Raw genomic sequence first — 25924 nt, forward strand, 5'->3', positions numbered from 1 at the left:
CCTCCTTCGCGCGCGACCCTCCTCGGCCGCACGCCAACCGGCGCCAATATGGTTCGTCAAAACACGTAAATCCATTAGCCGCCCGGCTAAGCGGCGAGGCTTATCGCGTTGGAGGCAGCGGTCAGATGAAGCGCCAGACGCGGGTGGTGCGGATGTCGCGGTCCTCGATGGCGCGCGGCACCGGCACGTCGTAGACGGCCAGCGGCTCGATGCCGGCGGCCGGCAGGTAGGCGCGGCCGGGGTCGCCGAACAGCACGGCGGCACCGGCGCCCTGCGCGGCGCGCAGGAAGGGCTCGACGCGGGCGGCCATCGGCCGCTCGTAGAAGACGTCGCCGGCCAGCACCACGTCGAAGCCCCCGGCGCCGTGGTCGAGGTAGTCGACATCGGGCGCCGCGATGGTCACGCCGTTGTCGGTGGCGTTGATCAGGATGGCGGCGCGGGCATAGGGGTCGATCTCGGCGGCGACGACTTCGCGAGCGCCGGCCAGCGCGGCGGCGATGGCGACGAGGCCGGAGCCGGCGGCGAAATCCAGCACGCGGGCGCCGCGCACGATCTCCGGATGGTCGAGCACGTGGCGGGCGAGCGCCTGGCCGCCGGCCCAGGCGAACGCCCAGAAGGGCGGCGGCAGGCCGGTCCGCCCAAGGTCGGCCTCGGTGGCCTGCCAGAGGTCCATCGCCTCGTCGGCGAGGTGCAGCCGGATCTCGGGGACGAGCGGCGGCGCGGCGCGGCGGGTCTCGCGCTTGACGAAGGCGCTTTCGCGGGAGGGATCGCTCACCGCTCGGCCATGGCGAGCACGGTGGCCCATTCCGCGTCGGTCACCGGCTGCACCGACAGGCGCATGGAGGTGACCAGGCTCATCTTCGACAGCGCCGGCTCGGCCTTGATCTCGGTGAGCGTGACGGGGCGGGGAAGGTCGCGCACCGCCTTGAGGTCGACGCACGTCCAGCGCGGATCGTCGGTGGTGCTGTCGGGGTGGGCGAGAGCGATCACCTCGCAGATGCCGACGATCTCCAGGCCATCGTTGGAGTGATAGAAGAAGCCCTGATCGCCGACCTGCATCGCCCGCATGTTGTTGCGGGCCTGGTAGTTGCGCACGCCGTCCCATTCGGTGCCGGCGGCGCCGCGTGCCTTGAGGTCGGCGAAGGAGAACTTGAAGGGTTCGGACTTGAACAGCCAGTGGGCCATGGGGCTCCCCGTCGCGGCGTGGCGTCAGCCGGGCGCGCCGATCACCCACTTCCACGGCTTGATATCGACGCTCTCGAACAGGCCGGCGCGGGCGTAGGGATCCTCGGCCAGCACGGTCTGCAGCGTCTTGAGGTCGACGGCCTCGGCGATCAGCAGCGAGCCGATCATGTTGCCGCCCTCGTCGAGATAGGGACCGCCGACCAGGATGGTATCGGCGTTGGCCTTGACGTAGTCGAGATGGGCGGCGCGATTGGCCTGCCGGACGGGCAGGTGACCCGCCTTGTCGATGCAGCTGACGACATAATGCATGGTTCGCCTCGGTTGCCGACGATAGGACGAGGCGGACCCTAAGCTGCGGATGGGGCCGACGCAAGTGGCCCCGGCGGGAGAGCCGCCGGGGCCACGAGGGGGTGGACGTCTGGGGTCGGGAAGAAGCCGTTCAGCGTTCCGGGGCGGCGGCTCAGATGGCGACCAGTTCGGGCACGGCCGAGGTGGCCGACGCGCCGAGCGCGTTGCGGTAGGCGGCGCCGATGCCGCCGATGAGGCCGGGGGCGAACACGTCGATCACCTCGGCGCGCAGGCGGGCGGCATAGTCGCCGGCCACCGACAGGAAGGTGAGCGGCGGAAAGACCAGGGTCCGCTCGGTGGAGCTGACGGTCGGCGCGGCGACGGCGGCCATCATCACCGACTTCGGGACGTTCATGTTGAAGGCCGAGGCGCCGGAGACGGAGACGGCGATCAGGGCGGAAGCGGCAGCGAGGGTGACGACGAGGCTTTTCATATTGCAGGACTCCGGAACGCTTGTTGCCTCCCTTCTAGCAGCGCCGGTTGAAGGCCCGGTTCCGGCATAAACGGCAATTCTCTCGTTTCCGGCAGGCTTTCGTTAACCCGTCAGGCGCCGGCTTTAACCAGCCGTTCACCATGGCGGTGCTGTGTTTACAGTGACCTGGCGGAAATGGCGCTTCTGAGCGGTTTTTGCGGTGAACGGCGGTTAAGAATCGTGAATATTCCGGTCGCCTTAATTGTTACTACGTATGAAGTCCCCCTCGACAGCGGTGGTAAGTCTTCGTTGATGATGTTTCGAGGTTTTCGCCGATGACGTCGCCGCGGCTGCTCGCCTATCCCGATCCGCGCCTCCGGGCGGTCGCCGAGCCGGTGACCGTCTTCGACGACGGGCTGGCCGGGCTGTTCGCCGACCTCGCGGCGGCCGTGCAAGCGGCGCCGGCCATCGGCCTCGCCGCGCCGCATATCGGCGTGCTCAGGCGGCTGATCGCCGTGCGGCCGGCGACGGGCGGGGCGATCCGGCCTTACGTCAATCCTGTCGTCGAATGGGCGTCGGCCGAGATCATGGCGAACGAGGAGGGGTCGGTGGCCATGCCCGGCGTCACCGCCGCCGTCGAGCGGCCGCGGGCGGTGCGCGTCCGCTATCAGGGTCTCGACGGCGCGCCGGCCGACGAGGAGGCCGAGGATTTCCATGCCGCCGTGCTCCAGCACGAGATCGACCAGCTCGACGGCATCTTCTGGATCGACCGGCTGTCGCGCCTGAAGCGCGAGCGGCTTCTGAAGCGATATCAGAAGCTCGGCGGCCGATCGGCGTCGTCCGCCATCTTGCCGCCGTGAAGTTCGTCGATTGACCGCTACACTGACGCCATGCCACTCGCCTTGGGAAAGCCATGCTGATCGATCGTCAACACGCCATCCTGGACATCGCCCGCGAAGTCGGCCGCGTCCTCGTCGACGATCTCGCGGCGCGCTTCGAGGTGTCGCCGCAGACCATCCGCAAGGATCTCAACGAACTCTGCGACCGCCGGCTGCTGGCCCGCGTGCACGGCGGCGCCGTGCTGGCCTCGACGGTGAAGAACGTTGGCTACGAGGCGCGGCGGCAGATCGCCGCCGCCGAGAAGCGGGCGATCGGCGAGGCCGCCGCCGCCCTGGTGCCCAACGACGCCTCGCTGTTCATCAACATCGGCACCACCACCGAGGCGGTGGCGCAGGCGCTCTTGCAGCATTCCGGACTGATGGTGATCACCAACAACATCAACGTCGCCAACCTGATGCGCGCCTACCCAAGCATCGAGGTGGTGATCGCCGGCGGCCAGGTGCGCCATGCCGACGGCGGCATCATCGGCGAGGCGGCGGTCGACTTCATCCGCCAGTTCAAGGTGGATTTCGCCATCGTCGGCACCTCGGCCATCGACGAGGACGGCGCGCTCTACGACTACGACTTCCGCGAGGTGAAGGTGGCGCAGGCGATCATCGCCAACGCCCGCCGGGTGATCCTGGTGGCCGACGAGACCAAGTTCGAGCGCACGGCGCCGGTCAGGATCGGCTCGGTGGCCCAGGCCGACGTGTTCGTCACCGATCGCTGCCCGCGCGACAGCGTTCGCCGCCTCTGCGCGGCCGAGGGCGTCGACCTCGTGGAGACCGCCGCCGCTCATGGCGGGCATGCGGGCGAGGCTGTATAATTTCGATGACCGGCGGCGTATGCTTCTGTTCACCATCATGCGGGTCTGGTATCCACATGAGTGTTGGAATCCAACGGGGTAAGAAACATATTCGGCAAGCGGGACGAGCCGGCGCCGCCTCGCTTGCGGCGTGGCGGGAACTTTGTTTCCGGCTCGCAGTTTCGCGCCCATGTGTAAGCCTCTGTGAAGCCGCGGGTCGGCAATGACGAGTGGAGCCGCTGTGGACCTTTCTGTCGGGAATCCCATCAATCCCATGATCGATCGCCGCGATTTTCTGGCGCGGGCGCTGACGGCGGTGGGGGCCGTCGTGGCGGCGACCGGCGTGCCGGCGGCGGCCTGGGCGGCGACGCAGCAGCACCAGTTCGCCGTGACCGGACCGTTCACCCGCTCGACGGTGGCCGAGATCGCCCGCGCGTTGTCCAAGAAGCCCTATGAGGCGCCGGACGCCAGCCTGCCGTCCGTGCTGGAGACGCTGACCTACGACCAGTATCGCGACATCCGCTTCCGCCCCGAGGCGGCGATCTGGGCCGACAAGGGCCTCCCCTACCAGATGCAGCTGTTCCACCGCGGCTCCTACTTCAAGGAGCCGGTGGAGATGGCGCTGGTCGACAACGGCCAGGCGACGCATCTCGCCTACGACCCGAGCCTGTTCAACTACGGCCCCCTGGTGCCGCAGCCGATCCCGGCCGAGGACATCGGCTTCTCCGGCTTCCGCCTGCATGCGCCGATCAACAAGCCCGACGTGTTCGACGAGGTGCTGGTGTTCCAGGGGGCGAGCTATTTCCGCTCGCTCGGCAAGGACCAGACCTACGGCCTGTCGGCGCGCGGCCTGGCGCTCAAGACCGCCGATCCCGAGGGCGAGGAATTCCCGCTGTTCCGCGCCTTCTGGGTGGAGACGCCGGCCGCCGGCTCGGACACCTGCGTCGTCAACGCGCTGCTCGACAGCCCGTCGGTGTCGGGCGCCTATCGTTTCACCGTCCGGCCGGGCTGGCCGACCACCATCGACGTCGAGGCGCAGCTGTTCCCGCGCGCCGACCTCGACAAGGTCGGCCTGGCGCCGGGCACCTCGATGTTCTACTTCTCGGCCAACGGCCGCACCGAGATCGACGACTTCCGGCCGGAGGTGCATGATTCGGACGGCCTGCTGATGGTCACCGGCCGCGGCGACCGCTGGTGGCGTCCGCTGGCCAATCCCAAGGAATTGCAGATCTCCGGCTTCCAGGACCGCAGCCCGCGCGGCTTCGGCCTGATCCAGCGCGACCGGGCCTTTGCCTCCTACCAGGACCTCGAAGCCGCCTACCAGCGGCGGCCGTCGCTATGGATCGAGCCGGTCGGCGACTGGGGCGCCGGCGCGGTGACGCTGGTGGAGATTCCCACCAATTCGGAGATCCACGACAACATCGTCGCCTACTGGTCGCCGCAGGACAAGATTCCGGCCGGCACCGAGTTCTTCTTCGCCTACCGCCTGTTCTGGGGCGGCGATCCGGCGCTCGCCGCCGGTGCCGCCTATGTCGCCGCCACGCGCTCGGGCCGGGCCGGTGTCGGCGGGCCGACGCCGGTGCGGCTGTTCGTCATCGACTACGGCTATTTCGAGGGCGTCGATCCGGTGAAGCTCGGCAACGCCAAGGCGTCGGTACAGGCCTCCAAGGGCACGGTGAAGAACGTCGTCGTCGCCGCCAATCCGGAGACCCAGGGGCTGCGTCTGTCCTTCGAACTCGATCCCGGCAACGAGACCCTGATCGAATTGACGGCAGCGCTCGCCTTCGAGTCCGGCCAGACGGCGGAGACCTGGGCCTTCCGATGGACATCATAGTTCGCGACGTCGCCGTCAGCGGGCGATATGCCTCCGGCATGCCGCCGGAGCAGCCGGCCGACATGCCGGCCCAGGATCTGAGGCGCTTCCGCCGCAAGGATCGGCGCAAGCTGGTCGATCCGCGCAGCCGGTCGTCGTTCCTGAAGCGCTTCGCGGTGATCGGCGGCACGGCGGCGCTGCTCGCCTATGCCGTCAACGAGATGTACGCGGTGCTGGCGCTCGGCGATCTCACGCCGATCGAGCGCATCGTGCTGGGGCTGTTCACCGTCACCTTCGCCTGGATCGCCCTGTCGTCGGTCGCCTCGGTGTTCGGCTTCCTGAAGATCGTCAGTCGCCGCTTCGGCAGGCCGGCGCCCGCCTCCGACGAGCCGCTGCGCAAGCGCACGGCCATGCTGATGCCGACCTACAACGAGGACCCCTCGCGCATCTTCGCCGCCATCGAGGCGATGGCCCGCGACGTCGAGTCGCTCGGCCAGAGCCACGCCTTCGACTGGTTCGTGCTGGCCGACACCACCGACCCCGAGGTGGTGTTGCAGGAGGAGGCGGCTCTCCTGGCCGCCCGCGAGCGCATCGGCGGCTTCACCCGCGTCTACTATCGCCGCCGGCGCAACAACACCGCCAAGAAGGCCGGCAACGTCGCCGACTTCTGCAAGCGCTGGGCGAGCGCCTACGACCACCTCTTGGTGCTCGACGCCGACAGCCTGATGGAAGGGCGGACCATCGTCGAGCTGGCCCGGCGCATGGAGGCCGACCCCGACGCCGGCCTGATCCAGACCATCCCGATGCTGGTCGGCGGCACGACGATCATGGCGCGGCTGCAGCAGTTCGCCGGCCGCGTCTACGGTCCGGTGGTCGGCACCGGCCTTTCCTGGTGGGTGCAGAAGGAAGGCAACTTCTGGGGCCACAATGCCATCATCCGCACCGAGGCCTTCCTGACCTCGGCCGGCCTGCCGGAGCTTTCCGGCAAGCCGCCGTTCGGCGGCCACATCATGAGCCACGACTTCGTCGAGGCGGCGCTGATCCGCCGCGCCGGCTGGAACGTCATCATCGCCGACGATCTCTCCGGCTCCTACGAGGAAAGTCCGCCGTCGCTGGTCGATCTGGCCATCCGCGACCGCCGCTGGTGCCAGGGCAATTTGCAGCACCTCAAGGTGATCGGCGCGCGCGGCCTGCACTGGGTATCGCGCTCGCACATCCTCACCGGCATCATGAGCTACCTCGCCTCGCCGCTGTGGCTGCTGCTGATCCTCTCCGGCCTGGCGCTGACCTTGCAGGCCCACTACATCCGGCCGGAATACTTCAAGGACGAGTTCCAGCTGTTTCCGTCCTGGCCGCGCATCGACGCCGAGCGCGCCTTCTCGCTGTTCGCGCTGACCATGGGCGTGCTGTTCCTGCCCAAGGTGCTCGGGCTTCTCGCCTTCTTCTTCCAGCCGCGCGAGCGCAAGGCGGCCGGCGGCGTGCTCGGCCTCGTTCTCTCCTTCCTGTTCGAAGTGGTGGTGTCGGCGCTGGTCGCCCCGATCATGATGCTGATCCAGACCGGCGCCGTCACCGAGATCGTCATGCGCCGCGACGCCGGCTGGAAGCCGCAGCGGCGCGACGACGGCGGCCTGCCGCTCTCTGACCTGTTCGTGCGCCATCGCTGGCATGTGCTGGCCGGCATCGCCCTGGCCTGGGCGGCGATCGCCGACAGCTGGGTGCTGTTCGCCTGGCTGTCGCCGGCCATTCTCGGCATGATCTTCGCCGTGCCGATCTCCGGCCTCACCGGTTCGACCGCCATCGGCCGCGGCGTGAAGTGGCTGGGCCTCCTGAAGATTCCCGAGGAGACGCTGCGGCCGGCCATCCAGAGCCGCATGGACGAGGCGCGGCCGGCCTATGTCGAGGCCGTCGCCACCGCGCCGAACCTCGTCGACATCGTCGCCGATCCCGATCTCCTGATGCAGCATCTGGCGCTGATCGATCGCATGGCGCCGCGGCCGCCCGGCCGGGTCGACCCGGTGTCGGCGCTGGCGCTGGCCAAGATCGGCGAGGCCGAGACCATCGAGGAGGGCGTTTCCTTCCTCGACGCCAAGGAGCGGGCGACGCTGATCGCCACGCCGCGCATCCTCGAAGCGCTGGCGCAGAAGCCGCTCAACCGTTCAGTCCTGGTGTCCGCCGCCGTCAGGACCGCCTGAGCGGCATCGGCCCGGCCGCCGCCATGCGCGGCGGCAAAAGCCGGTATGCGTCTTTTGCATGACCCATTCTGGACGCGACTGATGCAGCGGGCATCTGCCGGCCGTAAGTGGCGGTGAAATCTTACGAATCTAAATCGGTTTGACCGATGGGCCGCCAGCCGGCCGCCGCAGGCTCCGTCCAAAGAACGAGAGCGAAAATCATCGTTCCCATATGACATTAGGCGTTGAGCCTGCTAGGGAAACCCTGGCCGTATTTCCACTTATGGGGCTTCCGTGATTCATGGGATCGCGGTAGCTCTTCATCCGCCAGATTTCACGCAATTGCGGGGAGCCGCTTTCCTCCTTTCCCGGAATTGCCCGAGGAGCCTGCCGTGCCGATCACCAAGGTACTTGTCGCCAACCGATCCGAAATCGCCATCCGCGTATTCCGCGCCGCCAACGAACTCGGCCTCAAGACGGTCGCCGTCTTCGCCGAGGAGGACAAGCTGGCGCTGCACCGCTTCAAGGCCGACGAGGCCTACCAGATCGGCGCCGGCCTCGGGCCGATCGAGGCTTATCTCTCCATTCCCGAGATCCTGCGCGTCGCCAAGGAATCGAAGGCCGACGCCATCCATCCCGGCTACGGCCTGCTGTCGGAGAGCCCGGAATTCGCCGAGGCCTGCCGCGACGCCGGCATCACCTTCATCGGCCCGTCGCCGGAGACCATGCGCCAGCTCGGCAACAAGGTGGCGGCGCGCAACCTCGCCGTCGAGGCCGGCGTGCCGGTGATGCCGGCCACCGATCCGCTGCCCGACGACATCGAGGTGGTGAAGGCCGAGGCCAAGCGCATCGGCTATCCGGTGATGCTGAAGGCGTCCTGGGGCGGCGGCGGCCGCGGCATGCGCGTCATCCGCGACGAGGCGACGCTTCTCCGCGAGGTGGTGACCGCCAAGCGCGAGGCGATGGCCGCCTTCGGCAAGGACGAGATCTATCTCGAAAAGCTGGTGGAAAGGGCCCGCCACGTCGAGGTGCAGGTGCTCGGCGATACCCACGGCAACATCGTCCACCTCTTCGAGCGTGACTGCTCGGTGCAGCGGCGGCACCAGAAGGTGGTGGAGCGGGCGCCCGCCCCCTATCTCACCGACGCCCAGCGCGCGGAGATCACCGGCTACGGCGTCACCATCGCCAGGGCCGCCAACTACTACGGCGCCGGCACCGTCGAGTTCCTGATGGACGCCGACAGCGGCGCCTTCTACTTCATCGAGGTCAACCCGCGCATACAGGTCGAGCACACCGTCACCGAGGAGGTGACCGGCATCGACATCGTGCGCGCCCAGATCCGCATCCTCGAAGGCGCCCGCATCGGCGCGCCTGAGTCGGGCGTGCCCGTCCAGGAGGAGATCCGCCTGCATGGTCATGCGCTGCAATGCCGCGTCACCACCGAGGACCCCGAGCAGAACTTCATCCCCGACTACGGCCGCATCACCGCCTATCGCGGCGCCACCGGCTTCGGCATCCGCCTCGACGGCGGCACCGCCTATGCCGGCGCGGTGATCACCCGCTTCTACGATCCGCTGCTGGAAAAGGTCACTGCCTGGGCGCCGACGCCGATCGAGGCGATCAACCGCATGATGCGGGCGCTGCGCGAGTTCCGCATCCGCGGCGTCGCCACCAACCTGACTTTCCTCGAAAGCATCATCTCGCATCCGAAGTTCCAGCAGAACCGCTACACCACCCGCTTCATCGACGAGACGCCGGAGCTGTTCCAGCTGGTCAAGCGCCGCGACCGGGCGACCAAGCTCCTGACCTACATCGCCGACGTCACCGTCAACGGCCATCCGGAGACGCGCAGCCGGCCGCGGCCGGGCGAGGGGCCGAAGCCGGTGGTGCCGACCTTCTCCGGCGCCATGCAGCCGGGCACGCGCGACCTCCTGACCTCGCGCGGGCCGGAGGCGCTGTCGAAGTGGATCCGCGAGCAGCACAACGTGCTGGTCACCGACACCACCATGCGCGACGGCCACCAGTCGCTGCTGGCCACCCGCATGCGCACCTTCGACATCGCCGGCATCGCCGAGGCATATGCGCGCGGCCTGCCGCAGCTGTTCAGCCTGGAATGCTGGGGCGGCGCCACCTTCGACGTCGCCATGCGCTTCCTGACCGAGGACCCGTGGGAGCGGCTGGCCAAGATCCGCGAAAAGGCGCCCAACATCCTGATGCAGATGCTGCTCAGGGGCTCGAACGGCGTCGGCTACAAGAACTACGCCGACAACGTCGTCCGCTATTTCGTCAGCCAAGCGGCCAGCGCCGGCGTCGACGTGTTCCGCGTCTTCGACTGCCTCAACTGGATCGACAACATGCGCGTCTCCATGGACGCCGTGCTCGACGAGGGCAAGGTGCTGGAGGCGGCCATCTGCTACACCGGCGACATCCTCGATCCCGACCGCGCCAAGTACGACCTCAAGTATTACGTCAACATGACGCGCGAGCTGGAGCGGGCCGGCGCCCATATCATCGCCATCAAGGACATGGCCGGCCTCCTGAAGCCGGCGGCGGCGCGCGTGCTGTTCCGGGCGATGCGCGAGGCCACCGACCTGCCGCTGCACTTCCACACCCACGACACCTCCGGCATCGCCGCCGCCTCGGTGCTGGCCGCCGTCGACGAGGGCGTCGACATCGTCGACGCCGCCATGGACGCCTTCTCCGGCAACACCTCGCAGCCCTGCCTCGGCTCGATCGTCGCGGCGCTCGACGGCGGGCCGCGGCCGACCGGCCTCGACGTCGAGGCCATCCGCCGCATCTCCTTCTACTGGGAGGCGGTGCGCAACCACTATGCCGCCTTCGAGAACGACCTGAAGGGGCCGGCGTCGGAGGTCTATCTCCACGAGATGCCGGGCGGCCAGTTCACCAACCTCAAGGAACAGGCGCGCTCGCTCGGCCTCGAAACGCGCTGGCACGAGGTGGCCAAGATGTATGCCGACGTCAACCGGATGTTCGGCGACATCGTCAAGGTGACGCCGTCGTCCAAGGTGGTCGGCGACATGGCGCTGCTGATGGTCTCCTCGGCCCTCACCCCGGCCGAGGTGATGGACCCGGACAAGGACGTCGCCTTCCCCGATTCGGTGGTGGAGATGTTCCACGGCGACCTCGGGCAGCCGCCGGGCGGCTGGCCGAAGGAGCTGCAAGCGAAGATCCTGAAGGGCGCCGAGCCGATCACCGTGCCGCCGGGATCGCTGATCCCGCCGGTCGATCTCGAAGCCATGCGCGCCGAGCTGACGGAGAAACTGGCCGAGCCGCCGACCGACCGCGATCTTGCCAGCTACCTGATGTATCCCAAGGTGTTCCTCGACTTCGCCAAGTCGCAGGAGAGCTACGGCCCGACCTCGGTGCTGCCGACGCCGGTCTATTTCTACGGCATGCAGGCCGGCGACGAGCTGACCATCGAGCTGGAGCGCGGCAAGTCGCTGATCCTGATCTGCCAGGCGATCGGCGAGCCCGACAACGAGGGCATGGTCCGGGTGTTCTTCGAGCTGAACGGCCAGCCGCGCATGGTGCGGGTGCCCGATCGCTCCAGCGCCGCCTCGGCGCGCACCCAGCGCCGCAAGGCCGACGACGGCGATCCCGGCCACGTGGCGGCGCCGATGCCGGGCGTCGTCTCGACGCTGGCGGTGAAGCCGGGGCAGGCGGTGAAGGCCGGCGACGTGCTCTTGTCCATCGAGGCGATGAAGATGGAGACGTCGATCCACGCCGAGCGCGACGGCACCGTCGCCGAGGTGCTGGTGTCAGCCGGCGCCCAGATCGACGCCAAGGACCTCCTGGTGGTGCTGAAGGACTGAGGCTCATCCTGCCCGAGGTCTCCCGCTTTCGCGGGAGGCCTCGGATTCTGCACCAAATTCAGCGTTATGGCCGCAGAGGCCGGCCATCTCGGGCAGGACGTGGCGCGCTTAGTTCCCCCTGAGCGCGGCGGCGAGCGCTGTCCAGCTTGCCGCATCGGGCGTCATCAACAGGCCGCCGGCGCGGAGGTCGGGACGATAGGGCGTGCCGTCGATGAGCGCCGAGTGGCCGCCGGCCTCGCGGTGGATCAGCCAGCCGGCGGCGTGATCCCAAGGCGACAGCTTGTGGTAGTAGCAATAGTCGATGCGGCCGTCGACCAAGAGCCGCATCTCCTGGCCGCCGCAGCGGTAGTTCATGACGTTGGAGACCTGCTTGAGGCCGTCGAGCAGCCGGTCGCGCTCGTCGGCGTCGGCATAGTACCAGCCGGCGCAGCCCTGCATCTCCGATAGCGGCGCGGCCGGTGCCACGCGGAGCGGCCGGTCGGGCCGGCCTTCGCCGGTGAGGAAGGCGCCGCCGTCGCGAATGGCGCATGCCGCGTCGCGACGCAGCGGATCGTAGATGATGCCGCCCGTTACCTCGCCGTGCTCGACGACGGAAATGATCACCGCGAAGGCCGGCACGCCATTGGCGTAGTTGAACGTGCCGTCGATGGGGTCGACGACGACGGCGCGCGGCGCCGCCATCAGCTGGTCGATCAGCGTCGGCTGGCGCTCCATCACTTCCTCGCCGATGAACAGGAAGTCGTCGCCCCAGGCGGCGCGGACCTGCCGCTCGATCATCTCCTCGGCGGCGACGTCGGCGACGGTGACGAAGTCGGAGGCGTGCGCCTTGGTCTTGATGTCGGCGGCGGTGAGATTGGCAAAACGCGGCATGATCTCGACGTCCGCCGCCGCGCGGGCGGTGGCGACGAGGAAATCGATGTCCTGACGGGTGACGGTCATTTCAGGCTCCGGAATTTGAGGCGCCATCGATGCACCCAAAGCGCCGCCGGGGCAAGGGCGCGGCGGGCATGGCCGTTCTGCCCGACGATCAGGGTGGATTGCAGCGTCAGATTGCAGCCGGCCCTTGCATTTGCCGCCATTTCACCCACCTTGACGGCATAACGGAGGATTGCCGTGCGGGCACTCGGACGCCTTTTCGGCCCGTTCTGGCGGGCCGCCCTGACCTTCAACGCCGCCGACGGCTGGGCCATCGCCTCGCACGTGGCGCTGTCGACGCTGATGGCCATCTTCCCCTTCCTGATCTTCCTCACCGCCATCGCCGCCTTCTTCGACCTCAGCGCGCTGTCGAACACCGTGGTGACGCTGATCTTCGACAGCGTGCCCGAGCGCATCGCCGCGCCGATCGCCGGCGAGGTCAGGCGCGTGCTGCTGGTGCCGCGCGGCGATCTTCTGACCATCGGCGTGGCGCTCGCCCTGTGGTTCGCCTCCTCCGGCGTCGAGGCGATGCGCGTCGGTCTCAACCGTGCCTACGGCAAGGTCGAGAATCGCAATTTCCTCTGGCTCAGGCTGGAGAGCATCGGCTTCGTGCTGGTCGGCTCGCTGACCTTCCTGACCATCGCCTTCCTGCTGGTGCTGGCACCGGTCGCCTGGACGGCGTTCGTCCATCTGGTGCCGGCGATCGAGGATTTCGCCTGGCCGCTGACGCTGCTCCGCTACGGCCTGACGCTGGTGATCGCCGGCAGCGGCCTCATCGTCTCCCATCTCTGGCTGCCGGCCGGCCGCCGGCGCATCGTCGACATCCTGCCCGGCGTCGGCCTGACGCTCGGCGCCTGGATCGCCGGCGCCTACGGCTTCTCGCTCTATCTCGCCGACTTCGCCAACTATGCCTCGACCTATGCCGGCCTGGCCGGCGTGATGACCGCCATCGTCTTCCTCTACATGATGGCGTTGATCCTGCTCTACGGCGCGTCGCTCAACGCCGCCCTCGGCGAACGACGGCAGGTTGCGACGGCCAAGGCTTCGCCGGAGGAACCATTGACATCCCCCGAGCCATAGTGGAAGCCGTAGGCTCTCGGCAGGCTGCCTCGGCCGCCGACGCCAATCCTCGAAGCATCCGTCCGAGCCTTCGCCCGGACAACAGGGAGACAGCCATGTACACGCTCGAAATCGCCGGCATCGCGATCGCCACCACCGACGCCGACGAGGCGGAAGCGCGGGAGATCTTCGAGAGCGAGGACTTCCTCGACGACATCCGCGGCTTCACGAGCGGCGGCACTGCCATCTGGGACGGCGCCTCCGCCTTCGTCATCCGCCCGGCCAACGAGGACGAGATCGACGCCTTCGCCGAGATCGACGACCTCGAGGAGGAGTTCGAGGAGGAGGACGACGACGCCGAGGACGAGGATGGCGCCAACATCATGTTCCTCGTCGACATCGATCAGTTCGACGACGAAGACTGAGCCTTCCGCGTCCGCAACAGCGCGAATTGGAATTGCCCCGGCGACCGGCTTGACTGGCCGCCGGGGTGTTCGGGCGGTGCCACGGGAGTGGCGCGGCGGCGGAGGCCCGACCGTCCGGGCCGTCGGGAGTTGTCGATGAAGCGCGTGATGGAAGTGCTGAAGGAGGCCCGTCTCGACGAGGCGGCCGATCTCGCCGCCGGCGGCGTCAGGCCGGAACTCGCCGGCTTCCTGAAAACGCTCTACGGCAAGGGCGCCGCCGAGGACGTGGTCGCCTATACGGCCGGCGAACTCACCGCCTTCGCCGAGGGGGCGATGTCCAGCCTGTCGCTGCGCGTGCCGGGCATCCACTCGATCCGCATCTACAATCCGGTCTGGGACGACGACGCCAGCCACCGCAAGGCGGTGACGGTGGTCGACATCCTCAACGACAACATGCCGTTCCTGGTCGATTCGGTGATGCAGGAGCTGACCGACGCCGGCATCGAGGTGCGGCTGATGGTCCACCCGATCTTCCAGGTGGTGCGCGGCATGAGCGGCCGCCTGTTGTCGATCGGCGACGACCCGGACGCCGGCCGCGAGAGCTTCATCCACATCCACATCGCCCGCCTGCCGGACGCCATCGCCGCCGCCCAGCTGGAGACGCGGCTCGACGGCCTGTTGACCGAGGTGCGCGCCGCCGTCGACGACTGGCCGCGCATGCAGGCGCTGATCAAGTCGGTGATCAACGTCTACCGGCACACGCCGCCGCCGCTGCCGCCCGAGGCGGTGGCCGAGGCGGCCGAGTTCCTGAACTGGCTCAACGCCGACAACTTCACCTTCCTCGGCCTCAGGGAATTCGCCATCGGCGGCGGCGAGGGCGAGGAGCCGCACTCGCTGACCCCGAGCGGCGGCTACGGCCTGTTGCGCGACCCGGCGGTGCGGGTGTTGCGGCGCGGCCGCGAGCTGGTGCAGGTGACGCCGGAGATCACCGAGTTCCTGCGCCAGGCCGAGCCGCTGATCGTCGCCAAGGCCAACGTCAAGGCGCGCGTTCACCGCCACGCCTATCTCGACTATATCGGCATCAAGCGCTACGACGCCACCGGCCGGCTGCTCAGCGAGGTCAGGCTGCTGGGCCTGTTCACCTCGTCGGCCTACACCCGCTCCACCCACTCCATCCCCTATCTCCGCCGCAAGGTGGGAACGGTGATGGCCCGCGCCGGCTTCGACCCCGAGAGCCATTCCGGCCGGGCGCTGCGCAACATCCTCGAAAGCTATCCGCGCGACGAGCTGTTCCAGGTCGATCTCGACACGCTGCTCGAATTCTCGCTGGCCGTCCTGGAGCTTGGCGAGCGGCCGCGCATCCGCGTGCTGGCCCGCCGCGACCGCTTCGACCGCTTCGTCTCCATCCTGGTCTACGTGCCGCGCGACCGCTACGACACCGACGCCCGCCACGCCATCGGCGACTATCTGGCCCAAGCCTTCGCCGGCCGCGTGTCGTCGGTCTATCCGTCCTTCCCGGAAGGGCCGCTCGCCCGCGTCCACTACATTATCGGCCGCGACGAAGGGCCGACGCCGGCCGTCGCCCAGACCGAGCTGGAAGCGGCGGTCGCCCGCATCACCCGCGACTGGTCGGACGGATTCGCCGACGCCTGCCGGGCGAAGTTCGGCCCGGCGCGCGGCCGCAAGCTGATCGAACTCTACGGCCGCGCCTTCCCCGAGGCCTACCGCGCCAGCTACGACGCCGAGACGGCGGTGGCCGACGTGGCGCTGCTCGAGCTGTTCGTCGGCACGCGGCAGGTGGCGGTCGACCTGATCGGCGGCAGCCTGCCGTCGCCGCGCGTCGCCATGCGCCTGATGAGTCGCGGCGGTCCGGTGCCGCTGTCGGCGCGGGTGCCGGTGCTGGAAGCCATGGGCTTCACCGTGCTCGAGGAGAAGACCTTCGAGATCGACCGGCCCGGCGAAGTCATCGTGCTGCACGACATGGCGCTCCGCCGCGCCGATGGCGCCGATGTCGACCTTGCCCGCGACGGCGACCGGCTGAAGGCGCTGTTCATGGCCGTCTGGCTCGGCGAGGCCGACAGCGACCGCCTCAACGCGCTGACGCTCAACGCCGGCCTCGGCTGGCGCGAGATCGCCATGCTCCGGGCGCTCGCCCGCTATCTCAGCCAGATCGGCGTCGCCTACGGCCACGCCTATGTCGCCGAAGCGCTGGTGCGCAACGCGCCGATCGCCGCGCTGGTGACGGCGCTGTTCACCAGCCGCTTCGACCCGACCTTCACGGGCGACCGCGAGGCCCGCCTTTCGCGACTGCGCGGCGAGCTGGAGGCCGGTCTGCGCGACGTGCCGATCCTCGACGACGACCGCATCCTCAGGCGCCTCGTCAACCTCGTCGAGGCGACCAGCCGCACCACTTTCTTCCAGATCGGCGCCGACGGCGGCCCGCATCCGGTGATCGCCTTCAAGTTCGACGCCGCCCGCATCGACGGATTGCCGGCGCCCAGGCCGTTCGCCGAGATCTGGTTGCACGCCCCCGATGTCGAGGGCGTGCATCTGCGCTTCGGCAAGGTGGCGCGCGGCGGCCTCAGGTGGTCCGACCGTCCCGAGGACTTCCGCACCGAGATCCTCGGTCTCGTCAAGGCGCAGCAGGTGAAGAACGCGGTGATCGTGCCGGTCGGCGCCAAGGGCGGCTTCGTCGCCCGCCGGCCCGGCGCCGATCGGGGGGCGGCCGGCGTCGCCGCCTATCAGCGCTACATCGGCACGCTGATCGACCTCACCGACAACCTCATTGGCGATGCCGTGGTGCCGCCGGCCGCCACCGTCCGCTACGACGGCGACGACCCCTACCTGGTGGTGGCCGCCGACAAGGGCACCGCCAGCTTCTCCGACGTCGCCAACCGCATCGCGCTCAGCCGCCGCTTCTGGCTGGCCGACGCCTTCGCCTCCGGCGGCTCGGCCGGCTACGATCACAAGAAGATGGGCATCACGGCGCGCGGCGCCTTCGAGGCGGTGAAACGGCATTTCCGCGAGCTGGATCTCGATGCCGCCGCCGATCCCTTCACCGCCGTCGGCGTCGGCGACATGTCGGGCGATGTGTTCGGCAACTTCATGCTGCTGTCGCCGTCGCTCAGGCTGGTCGCCGCCTTCGACCACCGCCACATTTTCATCGACCCCGATCCCGACGTCGAGACGGCGCTGGCCGAGCGGCGGCGGCTGTTCGCGCTGCCGCGTTCGAGCTGGGCCGACTACGATCCGGCCAGGCTGTCGAAGGGCGGCGGCGTCTATCCGCGCAGCGCCAAGTCCATCGCGCTGTCCGGGGAGGCGCGGGTGGCGCTCGGCATCGAGGCATCGACGCTCAGCCCGGACGCTCTGGTTTCCGCTATCCTCGCCGCGCCGGTCGACCTGCTGTTCTTCGGCGGCATCGGCACCTTCGTGCGCGGCGACGGCGAGAGCGACACTGACGCCGGCGACCGCGCCAACGACGCCGTCCGCATTGCGGCCGGCGAAATCCGGGCGCGGGTGGTCGGCGAGGGCGCCAATCTCGGCGTGACGCCGCGGGCGCGCGTCGACTTCGCCCGGCGCGGCGGCCGGATCAACTCCGACGCCATCGACAACGTCGGCGGCGTCGCCACCTCCGACGCCGAGGTCAACATCAAGATCGCCCTGGGACGGGCGGTGGCGGCCGGCCGGCTGACGCTGGCCGAGCGCGACGAACTGCTGGCCGGGATGACCGACGACGTGGCCGGCGGCGTGCTCAGGCTGTGCCGCCGGCAGGTGGTGGCGCTGTCGGTGACGCGGGCGCGCGGTCCCGGCGAGTTGCCGCGGCTGATGCGCCTCTCCGCGATGCTTGCCGAGAAGGGTCTCCTCGATCCCCGCCGCGAGGGCCTGCCCGACGCCGCGGCGGCCGGCCGGCTGGCCGCCGCCGGCGAGACGCTGTCGCGGCCGGAGATCGCCATCCTGATGGCCCACGCCAAGCTGATGCTGGCCGACGAGCTAACGGCCGGCCGGCTGATCGACGATCCGGCGCTCTCCGACTGGCTGACCCACGCCTTCCCGGCGGCCATGCGGGCGCGCTTTGCCGAGGACATCGCCGCCCATCGCCTCGCCCGCGACATCCTGGCCACCCGCATCGCCGGGGCGGCGGTGGACGCCGCCGGGCCGACCTTCGTCAGCCGGCTCGGCGACGAGGCCGGCGTCGACGCCGAGGACGCGGTGCGCGCGCTGGTGGTGGCCGCCGCCGCCTTCGGCACCGACGCGGTGACCACCGGCATCGATGCCCTCGAAGGCCGGATCGCCGGCGCCATCTGGGTGGAACTGCGCCGCCGCGTCGCCGATTTCCTGACCGACGCCGCCTTGTGGGTGGCCGAGAACGGTGCTGCCGAGGGCGACCTCGCCGCGGCCATCGAGCGGCTGGCCGCCGGCATTGGCCGCTTCCGCGACAGCGCGCCGGCCGGCGCGGCCGATCCGGCGCTCGTCGCCGCCGGCGTGCCCGAGGAGCTGGCGGCCCGCATCGCGGCGCTGCCGGCCGAACTCGGCAGCCTCGACCTGATCGTCATCGGTGAAGCGGCGGGCCGTTCCGTCGACGAGGTGCTGCCGGTGGTGACGGCGATCGACGAGGCGATCGCCGCCGATCTGGTCGCCGACCTCGCCGAGACGGTGCGGCCGGCCGATCTCTACGAGGGACAGGCGGCGGAGATCGCCCGCCGCGCCTTCGCCGCCGCCCGCCGCCGCATCGTCGCTGAGGCGATCGCCGAGGGCGGCGCCGACCTCTGGACGACGGCGCGCGAGGCGCGCATCGGCCGGCTGCGCCAGCTGGTCGGCGACCTGCTGGTCGGCCCGCCGACGGTGGCCAAGCTGACGGTGGCGGCCGGGCTCGTCGCCGAGCTTGCCGAATGACGGGGCTTGGGTGTTGCGTCGGCCGCCGCCAGAGGCAAAGATGACGGCGACATGACGATCGCGGCCGGGAGGCGCGCTTGAGTGGCGATACCGACGACGGGGCGGGCGAACCCGCCAATCTGATCGCGCTGGCGCGCGGGGCTTCCCGGACGCCGGCGCCCGACGGCATCCGTGCCGCCGCGCCGGTCCCGCGCGAGAAGGACTATGTGGCCTTCGACCGGCACGAACTGTCGGAAATCCTCAAGGTCTACGGCCGCATGGTGGCGGCCGGCGAATGGCGCGACTATGCCATCGACCATCTGCCCGACCGCGCCGTGTTCTCGATCTTCCGCCGCTCGTCGGAAATGCCGCTCTATCGGGTGGAGAAGAACCCCAAGCTGGCCCGCCGGCAGGGCGCCTATTCGGTGATCGCCCAGACCGGCATGATCCTGAAGCGCGGCGGCGATCTCGGCCGCGTGCTGCGGGTGCTCGACAAGTCGTGGCTCAGCGTCGCCGAATAATGCCGGGAGGCATTGAAACTGACTGCCGGGTCTTCCGCTTGCCAATGTCTCACGCTGCGGATGCGTCAGCATCTTCGCCAATTGGTATAAGCCATCTCACGGGCAGGGATTGCCGAAGCGTTGATGCAGGTCGTCGACGGCCGCCTGCATTTCCGCCGTCCAGGCAAGATGCAGGGCGGCGAGGTTGCTGTCGAGCTGGTCCGGCGCGCTCGGGCCGATGATCACCGAGGCCACTGTCGGCTGGTTCAGCGCGAAGGCGAGGGCGAAGGATACGGGATCGGCGCCAAAATCGTCGGCAAGGTCGACATAGGCGGCGATCGCCGCGTCGGCATGCGGCTTCTCGTAGCGTTGCAGGCGGTTGAACAGCGCCTTGCGGCTTCTCGCCGGCAGCGCGCCGCAGAGATACTTGCCGGTCAGATAGCCCTGGGCCAGCGACGAGTAGGGCAGAAGGCCGATCTCCTCGCGCAAGGCGATCTCGGCAAGGCCGCCCTCCCATGTGCGGTTGACCAGGCTGTAGGCGTTCTGCACCGAGACGGGGCGCGGGCCGATGCCGCGTTCGGCGGCGTCGAGGAAGCGCATCAGGCCGTAGGGGCTCTCGTTGGAAAGGCCGAACTGGCCGATCTTGCCGGCCCGCATCAGGTCGGCGAAGACGGCGGCCGTCTCCCCGATGGCCGTCTCGTCGGCGGCCGGCGCGAACGGCTTGAAGCGCGCGGGCACCGTGCCCCATGCCGAGGTGACGCGGTCGGGCCAATGGATCTGGTAGAGGTCGATGTGGTCGGTGCCGAGCCGGCGCAGCGATTTCTCCACCGCCTCGACGATCTGCGGCCGGGTGAGCCGGGTCGGCGCGCCGTCGTCGCGGAACCAGTCGTTGCCGCTGCGGCCGCAGACCTTGGTGGCGAGAAGCACCTCGTCGCGGCGGCCGTGCTGCTTCAGCCAGGCGCCGACGATGGTCTCTGTCGCCCCTTGCGTCTCGCGCCGCGGCGGCACCGGATACATCTCGGCCATGTCGAGGAGATTGATGCCGGCGTCCACAGCGCGGTCGAGGATGGCAAAGGCGTCGGCCTCGCCCGTCTGCTCGCCATAGGTCATCGTGCCGAGCGTCAGCGGCGCCACGAGGAGATCGGAACGGCCGAGGCGGCGCTTCTGCATGGGAAACTTTCTGGTGGGTCAGCCGGCGTCGGGGATCAGCGCCAGCAGATCGGTGACGCCGACGTCGATGCCGGCCTGGAAGAGCAGCGTCGTCACCTGGCCGCGATGGTGGGTCTGGTGGTTGAAGATGTGCGACAGCACCGACGACAGCACCTTGCGCTGGCGCGTGCCGTCGGTGCGGCGATAGTCGAAGACGCCGCCGATGTCGGCCTCGGTCAGGCCGTCGACGAAGCCGACGATCATGCGGTCGAGGCGCTCGCGGGTCGGCCGCAGGCCGGCGAGGTCGTCCGCCACGGTGAAGCGGACGCTGGTCGGCTCGGGCAGGCCGGCGAGGTTGATGCGGCCGGACAGCGGCGGATGGTTGGCAAGGCGGCCGAACCAGATCAGGTCGGAGGCGACGAGATGGTTGAGCGTGCCGAGGATCGAGCCGAAGAAGGCGCCGCGATCGCGGGCGATCTCGTCGGCGGTCAGCCGCTCGGCGGCAACGTAGAGGCGGGTATTCATCCAGGCATTGTAGGGCGCCATCAGCCGGAAATGGTCGAGGCTGCTCATGTCGTTCCTTTCCTGCCGCCGTTCTGGCTCCGTCTGTTCCGGGCGCAAAGCCGGTTCCCGCTCCTGCCGGACGTGCTCTAGCTGCGGCCGTCGATCCGCGCGATCAGCGCCTCGACCGACGGCAGCATGCGCCCGACGATCACGTCGACGCCGGCGGCGTTGGGATGCATGCCGTCGCTCTGGTTGAGGCCGGCGTCGGAAGCGACGCCGTCGAGGAAGAAGGGGTAGAGGAGCGCGCCGTATTTGCCGGCCAGCTCCGGGTAAATCGGGTTGAAGCGGGCGGCATAGTCGGCGCCGAGGTTGGGCGCCGCCATCATGCCGGCGATCAGCACCGGCGCGCCGGTGGCCTTGAGGCGCGACATCAGCTTGTCGAGGCCGTCGCGGACGCTGGCCGGGTCGTGGCCGCGCAGCATGTCGTTGGCGCCCAGCTCGACGATCACCCCGTCGGCGCCGCCCTCCAGCGCCCAGTCGAGGCGGGCAAGCCCGTCGGCCACCGTGTCGCCGGAGACGCCGGCGTTGACGATCTCGACGTCGTGGCCGCGCTTGGCCAGCGCCGCCTCGAGCTTCTTCGGAAAGGCGTCCGTCGCCGTGACGCCGTAGCCGGCGGTCAGGCTGTCGCCGAGCGCGACGATCCGCATGGGTTTGGCCTCCGCGCCGACGACACCGGCGAGGAGGGCGAGGACGAACGCGACGATTGGCTGTCTCACGGCCTTTTGACCCGGCTTGCTATGGTTTACCAACCACGCATATGACAGGCTCGGGCTTTCTTCGGCAAGCCCCGCCAAAGTCACGTCGGCCCGAACCTCCGGAAAGCCCTCCTTGCCCGATCCCGCCATCGTCCTCTCCGACGTCGATCTGAGCCTCGGCTCCGGCGCCGCCCGCGTGCATATCCTGAAGCGTCTCAGCTTTGCCGTCGAAGCGGGCAGCAGCGTCGGCATCGTCGGTCCCTCGGGATCGGGCAAGTCGACGCTGTTGATGGTGCTGGCCGGCCTCGAACGGGTGGACGACGGCACGGTGACGGTGGGCGGCGAGCGGCTCGACCGCATGGACGAGGATGCGCTCGCCCGCTTTCGCGGCCGCTCGGTCGGCATCATCTTCCAGTCCTTTCACCTGATGCCGACCATGACGGCGCTGGAGAACGTCGCGGTGCCGCTGGAACTCAGCGGCCGGCGCGACGCGTTTGAACGGGCAGAGGCCGAACTCAAGGCGGTCGGTCTTTCGCACCGGCTGCACCACCATCCGGCCGAGCTGTCGGGCGGCGAGCAGCAGCGCGTCGCCATCGCCCGGGCGCTCGCCCCGGAGCCGTCCATCCTGATCGCCGACGAGCCGACCGGCAACCTCGACGCCGATACCGGCCGCGACATCGTCCGCCTGATGTTCGAGGCGCGGGCCAGGCGCGGCGCCACGCTGCTGCTGGTCACCCACGACCGCACGCTGGCCGCCGCCTGCGACCGCCGCATCGTCATGCGCTCCGGCGAGATCGTCGAGGACGTCGTGGCGGAGACCCTGTCATGAGCGGCAGCTCGCCAGGCTGGCGGGTCGCCGGCCGTCTCGCCGCCCGCGAGGCGCGCGGTGGTCTCAAGGGATTTCGCATCTTCATTGCCGCCATCGCGCTGGGCGTCGCCGCCATCGCCGCCGTCGGCTCGACCAGCCGGGCGATCACCGAGGGCATCGCCTTGCAGGGGCGGGAGATCCTCGGCGGCGATATTGCGGTCCGTTTCGGCAGCGAGGTGCCGCCCGAGGACGTGCTGGCCGCGCTGGGCGCCCGCGGCAGGCTGTCGACGGTGACGCTGGTCAACTCCATGGCCCGCCGTATCGACGGCGGCGCCCAGGCGCTGGTGCGCATCAAGGCGGTGGACGACGCCTATCCCCTGGTCGGCGAGCTGCGGATCGAAGGCGGCGGCTGGCTGGCCGACGCCCTGGCGCCGGGCGCCGACGGATCGATCGGCATCGTCGTGGAGCCGATGCTCGCCGACCGGCTCGACGTGAAGGTGGGCGATCGCCTGGCCATCGGCCGGGCGACCGCCGAAGTGCGGGGCCTGATCGAAAAAGAATCCGACCAGGTCGGCACCGGCATTGCCTACGGACCGCGGGTGATGATGAGCCGGGCGGCGCTCGCGGCGACCGACATCGTGCAGCCGGGCAGCCTGGTGGCCAACACCGTCCGGCTGGCTTTGCCCGACGGCGCGACCGACGACGCCGTGGCGGCGGCCGCCGACGAGATCAAGGCGGCGCAGTCGGAGAGTGGCCGTCTCGTGTCCACCCGGCTCGACGCGGCGCCCGGCCTCGAGCGCAACGTCGACCGTTTCTCGCAGTTTCTGACGCTGGTCGGCCTCACGGCGCTGATCGTCGGCGGCGTCGGCGTCACCAATGCGGTCAAGGCGTTCATCGATCGCAAGCGCGATACCATCGCCACCCTGAAGGCGGTGGGCGCGCCGGGCGGCTTCGTGGTCGCCGTGTATCTGATCGAGATCGGCGTCATTGCCGGCATCGGCGTGGTGCTCGGGCTGGCGCTGGGCCTGTTGCCGCCGTTCTTTGCCGGCGGACTGATCGCCTCGGCGCTCGACCTGCCGATCGAGATCGGCGTCTATCCTGGCGAACTGCTGCTCGCCGCCGCCTATGGCTTCCTCACCGCCTTCGCCTTTGCCATCTGGTCGCTCGGCCGGGCGCACGACGTGCCGGTGAGCGCGCTGTTCCGCGACAAGGTGGCGCCGGAGCGGCGCCTGCCGCGCCGGGCCTATGTCGCGGCCACGGCGATCGCCGTCCTGCTGCTGGCCGCGTTGGCCGTCGCCTCGGCTGCCGATCGCTTCGTGGCGGTGGTTTTCGTGCTGTCGATGGCGGCGATCTTCCTCGTGCTGACCGGCGTGGCCGCACTGATCCGCCGCCTCGCCGGCCGTCTGCCGGCGGTGGGCTCGGCGGAGTTCCGCCTGGCGCTGCGCAACATTCATCGTCGCGGCGGCCTGACGCTGTCGGTGGTGCTGTCGCTCGGGCTCGGCCTGACGCTGATGGTGGCGCTGGCGCTGATCGACACCGGCCTCCGCCGCCAGCTCACCTCGACGCTGCCGGCCAAGGCGCCCACCTTCTTCATTCTCGATATCCGCTCGAACGAGTTCGACGCCTTCGCGCAACTGGTCAAGGCCACGGTGCCGGGCACCGAGTTGCAGACCGTGCCGATGCTGCGCGGCCGCATCACGGCGCTGAAGGGAACGCCGGTCGACAGGATCGACGCGCCGGAAGGCGCGCGCTGGGCGCTGTCGGGCGACCGCGGCATCACCCTGTCGGCCGAACTGCCGGACAACGCGACGCTCGCCTCCGGCGCCTGGTGGCCGGCGGATTACAGCGGCCAGCCGCTGGTGTCCTTCGAGGACAAGCTGGCACAGGAGTTCGGCCTGAAGATCGGCGACACCGTCACCGTCAACGTGCTCGGTCGCGAGATCACCGCCAGGGTCGCCAGCACGCGCAAGGTCGAGTGGCAGTCGCTCTCCATCAATTTCGTGATGGTGTTCTCGCCCAATACCTTCGCCGGCGCGCCCTATTCGGTGCTGTCGACGGCGGCCCTGCCGCCAAGCGGCTCCGCCGCCGGCGACCGCGACAACGAGGCGCGGCTGATGAGGGCGGTGGTCGCCGCCTTCCCGACGGCGACGCTGGTGCGGGTGAAGGACGTGCTGGCCACCGTCAACGATCTCGTGGGATCGCTGACGCTGGCGATCCGCGCCGCCGCCTCGATCGCGCTGGCCGCCTCGGTGCTGGTGCTGGCCGGTGCGCTGGCTTCCGGCCACCGCCAGCGCGTCTACGATGCCGTGCTGCTCAAGACCTTCGGGGCGACGCGCGCCCGCGTCCTGCTCGCCTTTGCCCTGGAATACGCCGCCCTCGGCTTTCTCACCGCCATCTTCGCGCTGATGGCCGGCGCGGCGGCCGCCTGGGGCGTGCTCACCGGCATCATGGACGTGCCGGTCGATCTCAATCCCTGGGTGGCGATAGGCGCGGTGGCCGTGGCGCTGCTCCTGACCATCGGCCTCGGCCTCACCGGCACCTTCCGGGCGCTGTCGGCCAAGGCGGCGCCGGTGCTGCGGAATCTTTAAATCTTCGTCATGTTGGCGGGGTGGCCGGCCGGGCTCTTGAGCTTTCACGCCCGTACGCCCATATTGCTTTTTTGAGCGGGGGAGGCTCGCCTTCCCCATGACTTCGCACCTTAGGAAGGATCGAGGCCACAGATGGCATTCCCTGAACGCAACATCCCCTCGGGTTACGGTTCCCGGGCCTATTCCGCGGAGATCGATCAGGGTCTCCGCAGCTACATGCTGCGCGTCTACAATTACATGGCGATCGGTCTCGCGGTCACCGGCGGCGTCGCGGCGATGGCCGCCAATGCCGCCGTGGCAAGCTGGGAGCCGCTGACGCTCAGCTCCTTCGGCGCCGCCCTCTACACCAGCCCGCTGCAGTGGCTGGTGATGCTGGCGCCGCTCGGCCTGGTGCTGGTGTTCTCCTTCGGCATCCAGCGGCTTTCCATGCCGGTGGCGCAGGGCCTGTTCTGGGCCTTCGCGGCGCTGATGGGCCTGTCGCTGTCGTCGATCTTCCTGGTCTACACCGGGCAGTCGGTGACGCAGGTGTTCTTCATCTCGGCCGCCGCCTTCGCCGGTCTCAGCCTCTACGGCTACACGACGAAGCGCAACCTCAGCGCCATGGGCTCGTTCCTGATCATGGGCCTGTTCGGCCTGATCATCGCCTCGCTGGTCAACCTATTCATGCAGTCGTCGGCGATGCAGTTCGCCATCTCGGTGATCGGCGTCGGCATCTTCGCCGGCCTCACCGCCTACGACACGCAGACCATCAAGGAGATGTATTACGAGGGCGACGACGCCGCGACGTCCGGCCGCAAGGCGATCATGGGCGCCCTCAACCTCTACATGGACTTCATCAACCTGTTCCTGATGCTGCTGCGCCTGATGGGCGACCGCCGCTGACGGTTGGTGAAATCGAGCGACAACGCGGCGCCGGGGCAACCC

Annotated in this window: 20 protein-coding genes; 12 read left to right on the forward strand and 8 right to left on the reverse strand. The window is 69.3% G+C overall.

Annotation, left to right across the window (positions count from 1 at the left end):
- Positions 1 to 121 precede the first annotated feature (121 nt).
- The 4 genes from H512_RS0112850 to H512_RS0112865 form a co-directional block, all read right to left on the reverse strand.
- Positions 122 to 775 (reverse strand): class I SAM-dependent methyltransferase, encoded by a 654-nt coding sequence (locus H512_RS0112850; protein WP_026783800.1) that lies wholly within the window; start codon positions 773 to 775, stop codon positions 122 to 124.
- Complete coding sequence (locus tag H512_RS0112855) at positions 772 to 1185, reverse strand: EVE domain-containing protein (RefSeq protein WP_026783801.1); 414 nt, start codon at positions 1183 to 1185, stop codon at positions 772 to 774. The genes H512_RS0112850 and H512_RS0112855 overlap by 4 nt, the downstream gene beginning before the upstream one ends.
- 24 nt (positions 1186 to 1209) lie before the next feature.
- The gene (locus H512_RS0112860) at positions 1210 to 1494 is read right to left on the reverse strand and encodes a YciI family protein (RefSeq protein ID WP_026783802.1); all 285 of its coding nucleotides are present in this window, start codon (positions 1492 to 1494) and stop codon (positions 1210 to 1212) included.
- A gap of 151 nt (positions 1495 to 1645) precedes the next feature.
- Positions 1646 to 1966 (reverse strand): hypothetical protein, encoded by a 321-nt coding sequence (locus H512_RS0112865; RefSeq protein ID WP_026783803.1) that lies wholly within the window; start codon positions 1964 to 1966, stop codon positions 1646 to 1648.
- A gap of 314 nt (positions 1967 to 2280) precedes the next feature.
- Here H512_RS0112865 and H512_RS0112870 point away from each other — a divergent pair, with 314 nt between their 5' ends.
- The 5 genes from H512_RS0112870 to pyc all read left to right on the forward strand — a co-directional run bounded on the left by H512_RS0112870 (position 2281) and on the right by pyc (position 11446).
- Positions 2281 to 2805: a peptide deformylase gene (locus H512_RS0112870; RefSeq protein WP_026783804.1), complete on the forward strand. Its 525-nt coding sequence runs from the start codon at positions 2281 to 2283 to the stop codon at positions 2803 to 2805.
- A gap of 53 nt (positions 2806 to 2858) precedes the next feature.
- Positions 2859 to 3650, forward strand: coding sequence for a DeoR/GlpR family DNA-binding transcription regulator (locus tag H512_RS0112875; RefSeq protein WP_026783805.1), 792 nt, complete (start codon positions 2859 to 2861; stop codon positions 3648 to 3650).
- A 253-nt stretch (positions 3651 to 3903) separates the two neighbouring features.
- A complete protein-coding gene (locus tag H512_RS23870) occupies positions 3904 to 5463 on the forward strand; it encodes an OpgD/OpgG family glucan biosynthesis protein (protein WP_053239830.1) in 1560 nt (519 codons plus the stop codon).
- Positions 5451 to 7634, forward strand: coding sequence for a glucans biosynthesis glucosyltransferase MdoH (gene mdoH / locus H512_RS0112885; protein ID WP_053239831.1), 2184 nt, complete (start codon positions 5451 to 5453; stop codon positions 7632 to 7634). The genes H512_RS23870 and mdoH overlap by 13 nt, the downstream gene beginning before the upstream one ends.
- Positions 7635 to 8005: 371 nt before the next feature.
- Complete coding sequence (gene pyc, locus H512_RS0112890; protein ID WP_026783807.1) at positions 8006 to 11446, forward strand: pyruvate carboxylase; 3441 nt, start codon at positions 8006 to 8008, stop codon at positions 11444 to 11446.
- A 108-nt stretch (positions 11447 to 11554) separates the two neighbouring features.
- On the opposite strand, the gene H512_RS0112895 is transcribed toward pyc, so the two are convergent.
- On the reverse strand, positions 11555 to 12385 hold the full coding sequence (locus H512_RS0112895; protein ID WP_026783808.1) for an inositol monophosphatase family protein: 831 nt from the start codon (positions 12383 to 12385) through the stop codon (positions 11555 to 11557).
- A gap of 174 nt (positions 12386 to 12559) precedes the next feature.
- Between H512_RS0112895 and H512_RS23875 the strand changes: the two genes are divergently transcribed.
- From H512_RS23875 to H512_RS0112915, 4 genes are all read left to right on the forward strand, one after another.
- Positions 12560 to 13441, forward strand: coding sequence for a YihY/virulence factor BrkB family protein (locus H512_RS23875; protein WP_245585405.1), 882 nt, complete (start codon positions 12560 to 12562; stop codon positions 13439 to 13441).
- Between the two features lie 95 nt (positions 13442 to 13536).
- The gene (locus H512_RS0112905) at positions 13537 to 13845 is read left to right on the forward strand and encodes a hypothetical protein (RefSeq protein ID WP_026783809.1); all 309 of its coding nucleotides are present in this window, start codon (positions 13537 to 13539) and stop codon (positions 13843 to 13845) included.
- A 135-nt stretch (positions 13846 to 13980) separates the two neighbouring features.
- On the forward strand, positions 13981 to 18717 hold the full coding sequence (locus tag H512_RS0112910) for an NAD-glutamate dehydrogenase (RefSeq protein WP_036791562.1): 4737 nt from the start codon (positions 13981 to 13983) through the stop codon (positions 18715 to 18717).
- A 167-nt stretch (positions 18718 to 18884) separates the two neighbouring features.
- The gene (locus H512_RS0112915; protein ID WP_053239849.1) at positions 18885 to 19217 is read left to right on the forward strand and encodes a DUF2794 domain-containing protein; all 333 of its coding nucleotides are present in this window, start codon (positions 18885 to 18887) and stop codon (positions 19215 to 19217) included.
- A 96-nt stretch (positions 19218 to 19313) separates the two neighbouring features.
- Here the strand turns inward: H512_RS0112915 and H512_RS0112920 are convergent, their stop codons facing one another.
- The 3 genes from H512_RS0112920 to H512_RS0112930 form a co-directional block, all read right to left on the reverse strand.
- Positions 19314 to 20366, reverse strand: a complete 1053-nt coding sequence (locus H512_RS0112920) for an aldo/keto reductase (protein ID WP_026783812.1) — start codon at positions 20364 to 20366, stop codon at positions 19314 to 19316.
- An 18-nt stretch (positions 20367 to 20384) separates the two neighbouring features.
- Positions 20385 to 20918 carry a DinB family protein gene (locus tag H512_RS0112925; RefSeq protein WP_026783813.1) on the reverse strand — a complete coding sequence of 178 codons (534 nt, stop codon included), beginning with the start codon at positions 20916 to 20918 and terminating at the stop codon, positions 20385 to 20387.
- Between the two features lie 77 nt (positions 20919 to 20995).
- Positions 20996 to 21556: an arylesterase gene (locus tag H512_RS0112930; protein ID WP_026783814.1), complete on the reverse strand. Its 561-nt coding sequence runs from the start codon at positions 21554 to 21556 to the stop codon at positions 20996 to 20998.
- 181 nt (positions 21557 to 21737) lie between these two features.
- Here H512_RS0112930 and H512_RS0112935 point away from each other — a divergent pair, with 181 nt between their 5' ends.
- The 3 genes from H512_RS0112935 to H512_RS0112945 all read left to right on the forward strand — a co-directional run bounded on the left by H512_RS0112935 (position 21738) and on the right by H512_RS0112945 (position 25882).
- Positions 21738 to 22433 carry an ABC transporter ATP-binding protein gene (locus tag H512_RS0112935; protein ID WP_026783815.1) on the forward strand — a complete coding sequence of 232 codons (696 nt, stop codon included), beginning with the start codon at positions 21738 to 21740 and terminating at the stop codon, positions 22431 to 22433.
- Positions 22430 to 25000, forward strand: a complete 2571-nt coding sequence (locus H512_RS0112940; protein WP_026783816.1) for an ABC transporter permease — start codon at positions 22430 to 22432, stop codon at positions 24998 to 25000. The genes H512_RS0112935 and H512_RS0112940 overlap by 4 nt, the downstream gene beginning before the upstream one ends.
- Positions 25001 to 25132: 132 nt before the next feature.
- Positions 25133 to 25882: a Bax inhibitor-1/YccA family protein gene (locus tag H512_RS0112945; RefSeq protein WP_026783817.1), complete on the forward strand. Its 750-nt coding sequence runs from the start codon at positions 25133 to 25135 to the stop codon at positions 25880 to 25882.
- Positions 25883 to 25924 lie beyond the last annotated feature (42 nt).

The organism is Pleomorphomonas koreensis DSM 23070 (assembly GCF_000425185.1).
In the GTDB taxonomy this organism is placed as follows: Bacteria; Pseudomonadota; Alphaproteobacteria; order Rhizobiales; family Pleomorphomonadaceae; genus Pleomorphomonas; species Pleomorphomonas koreensis.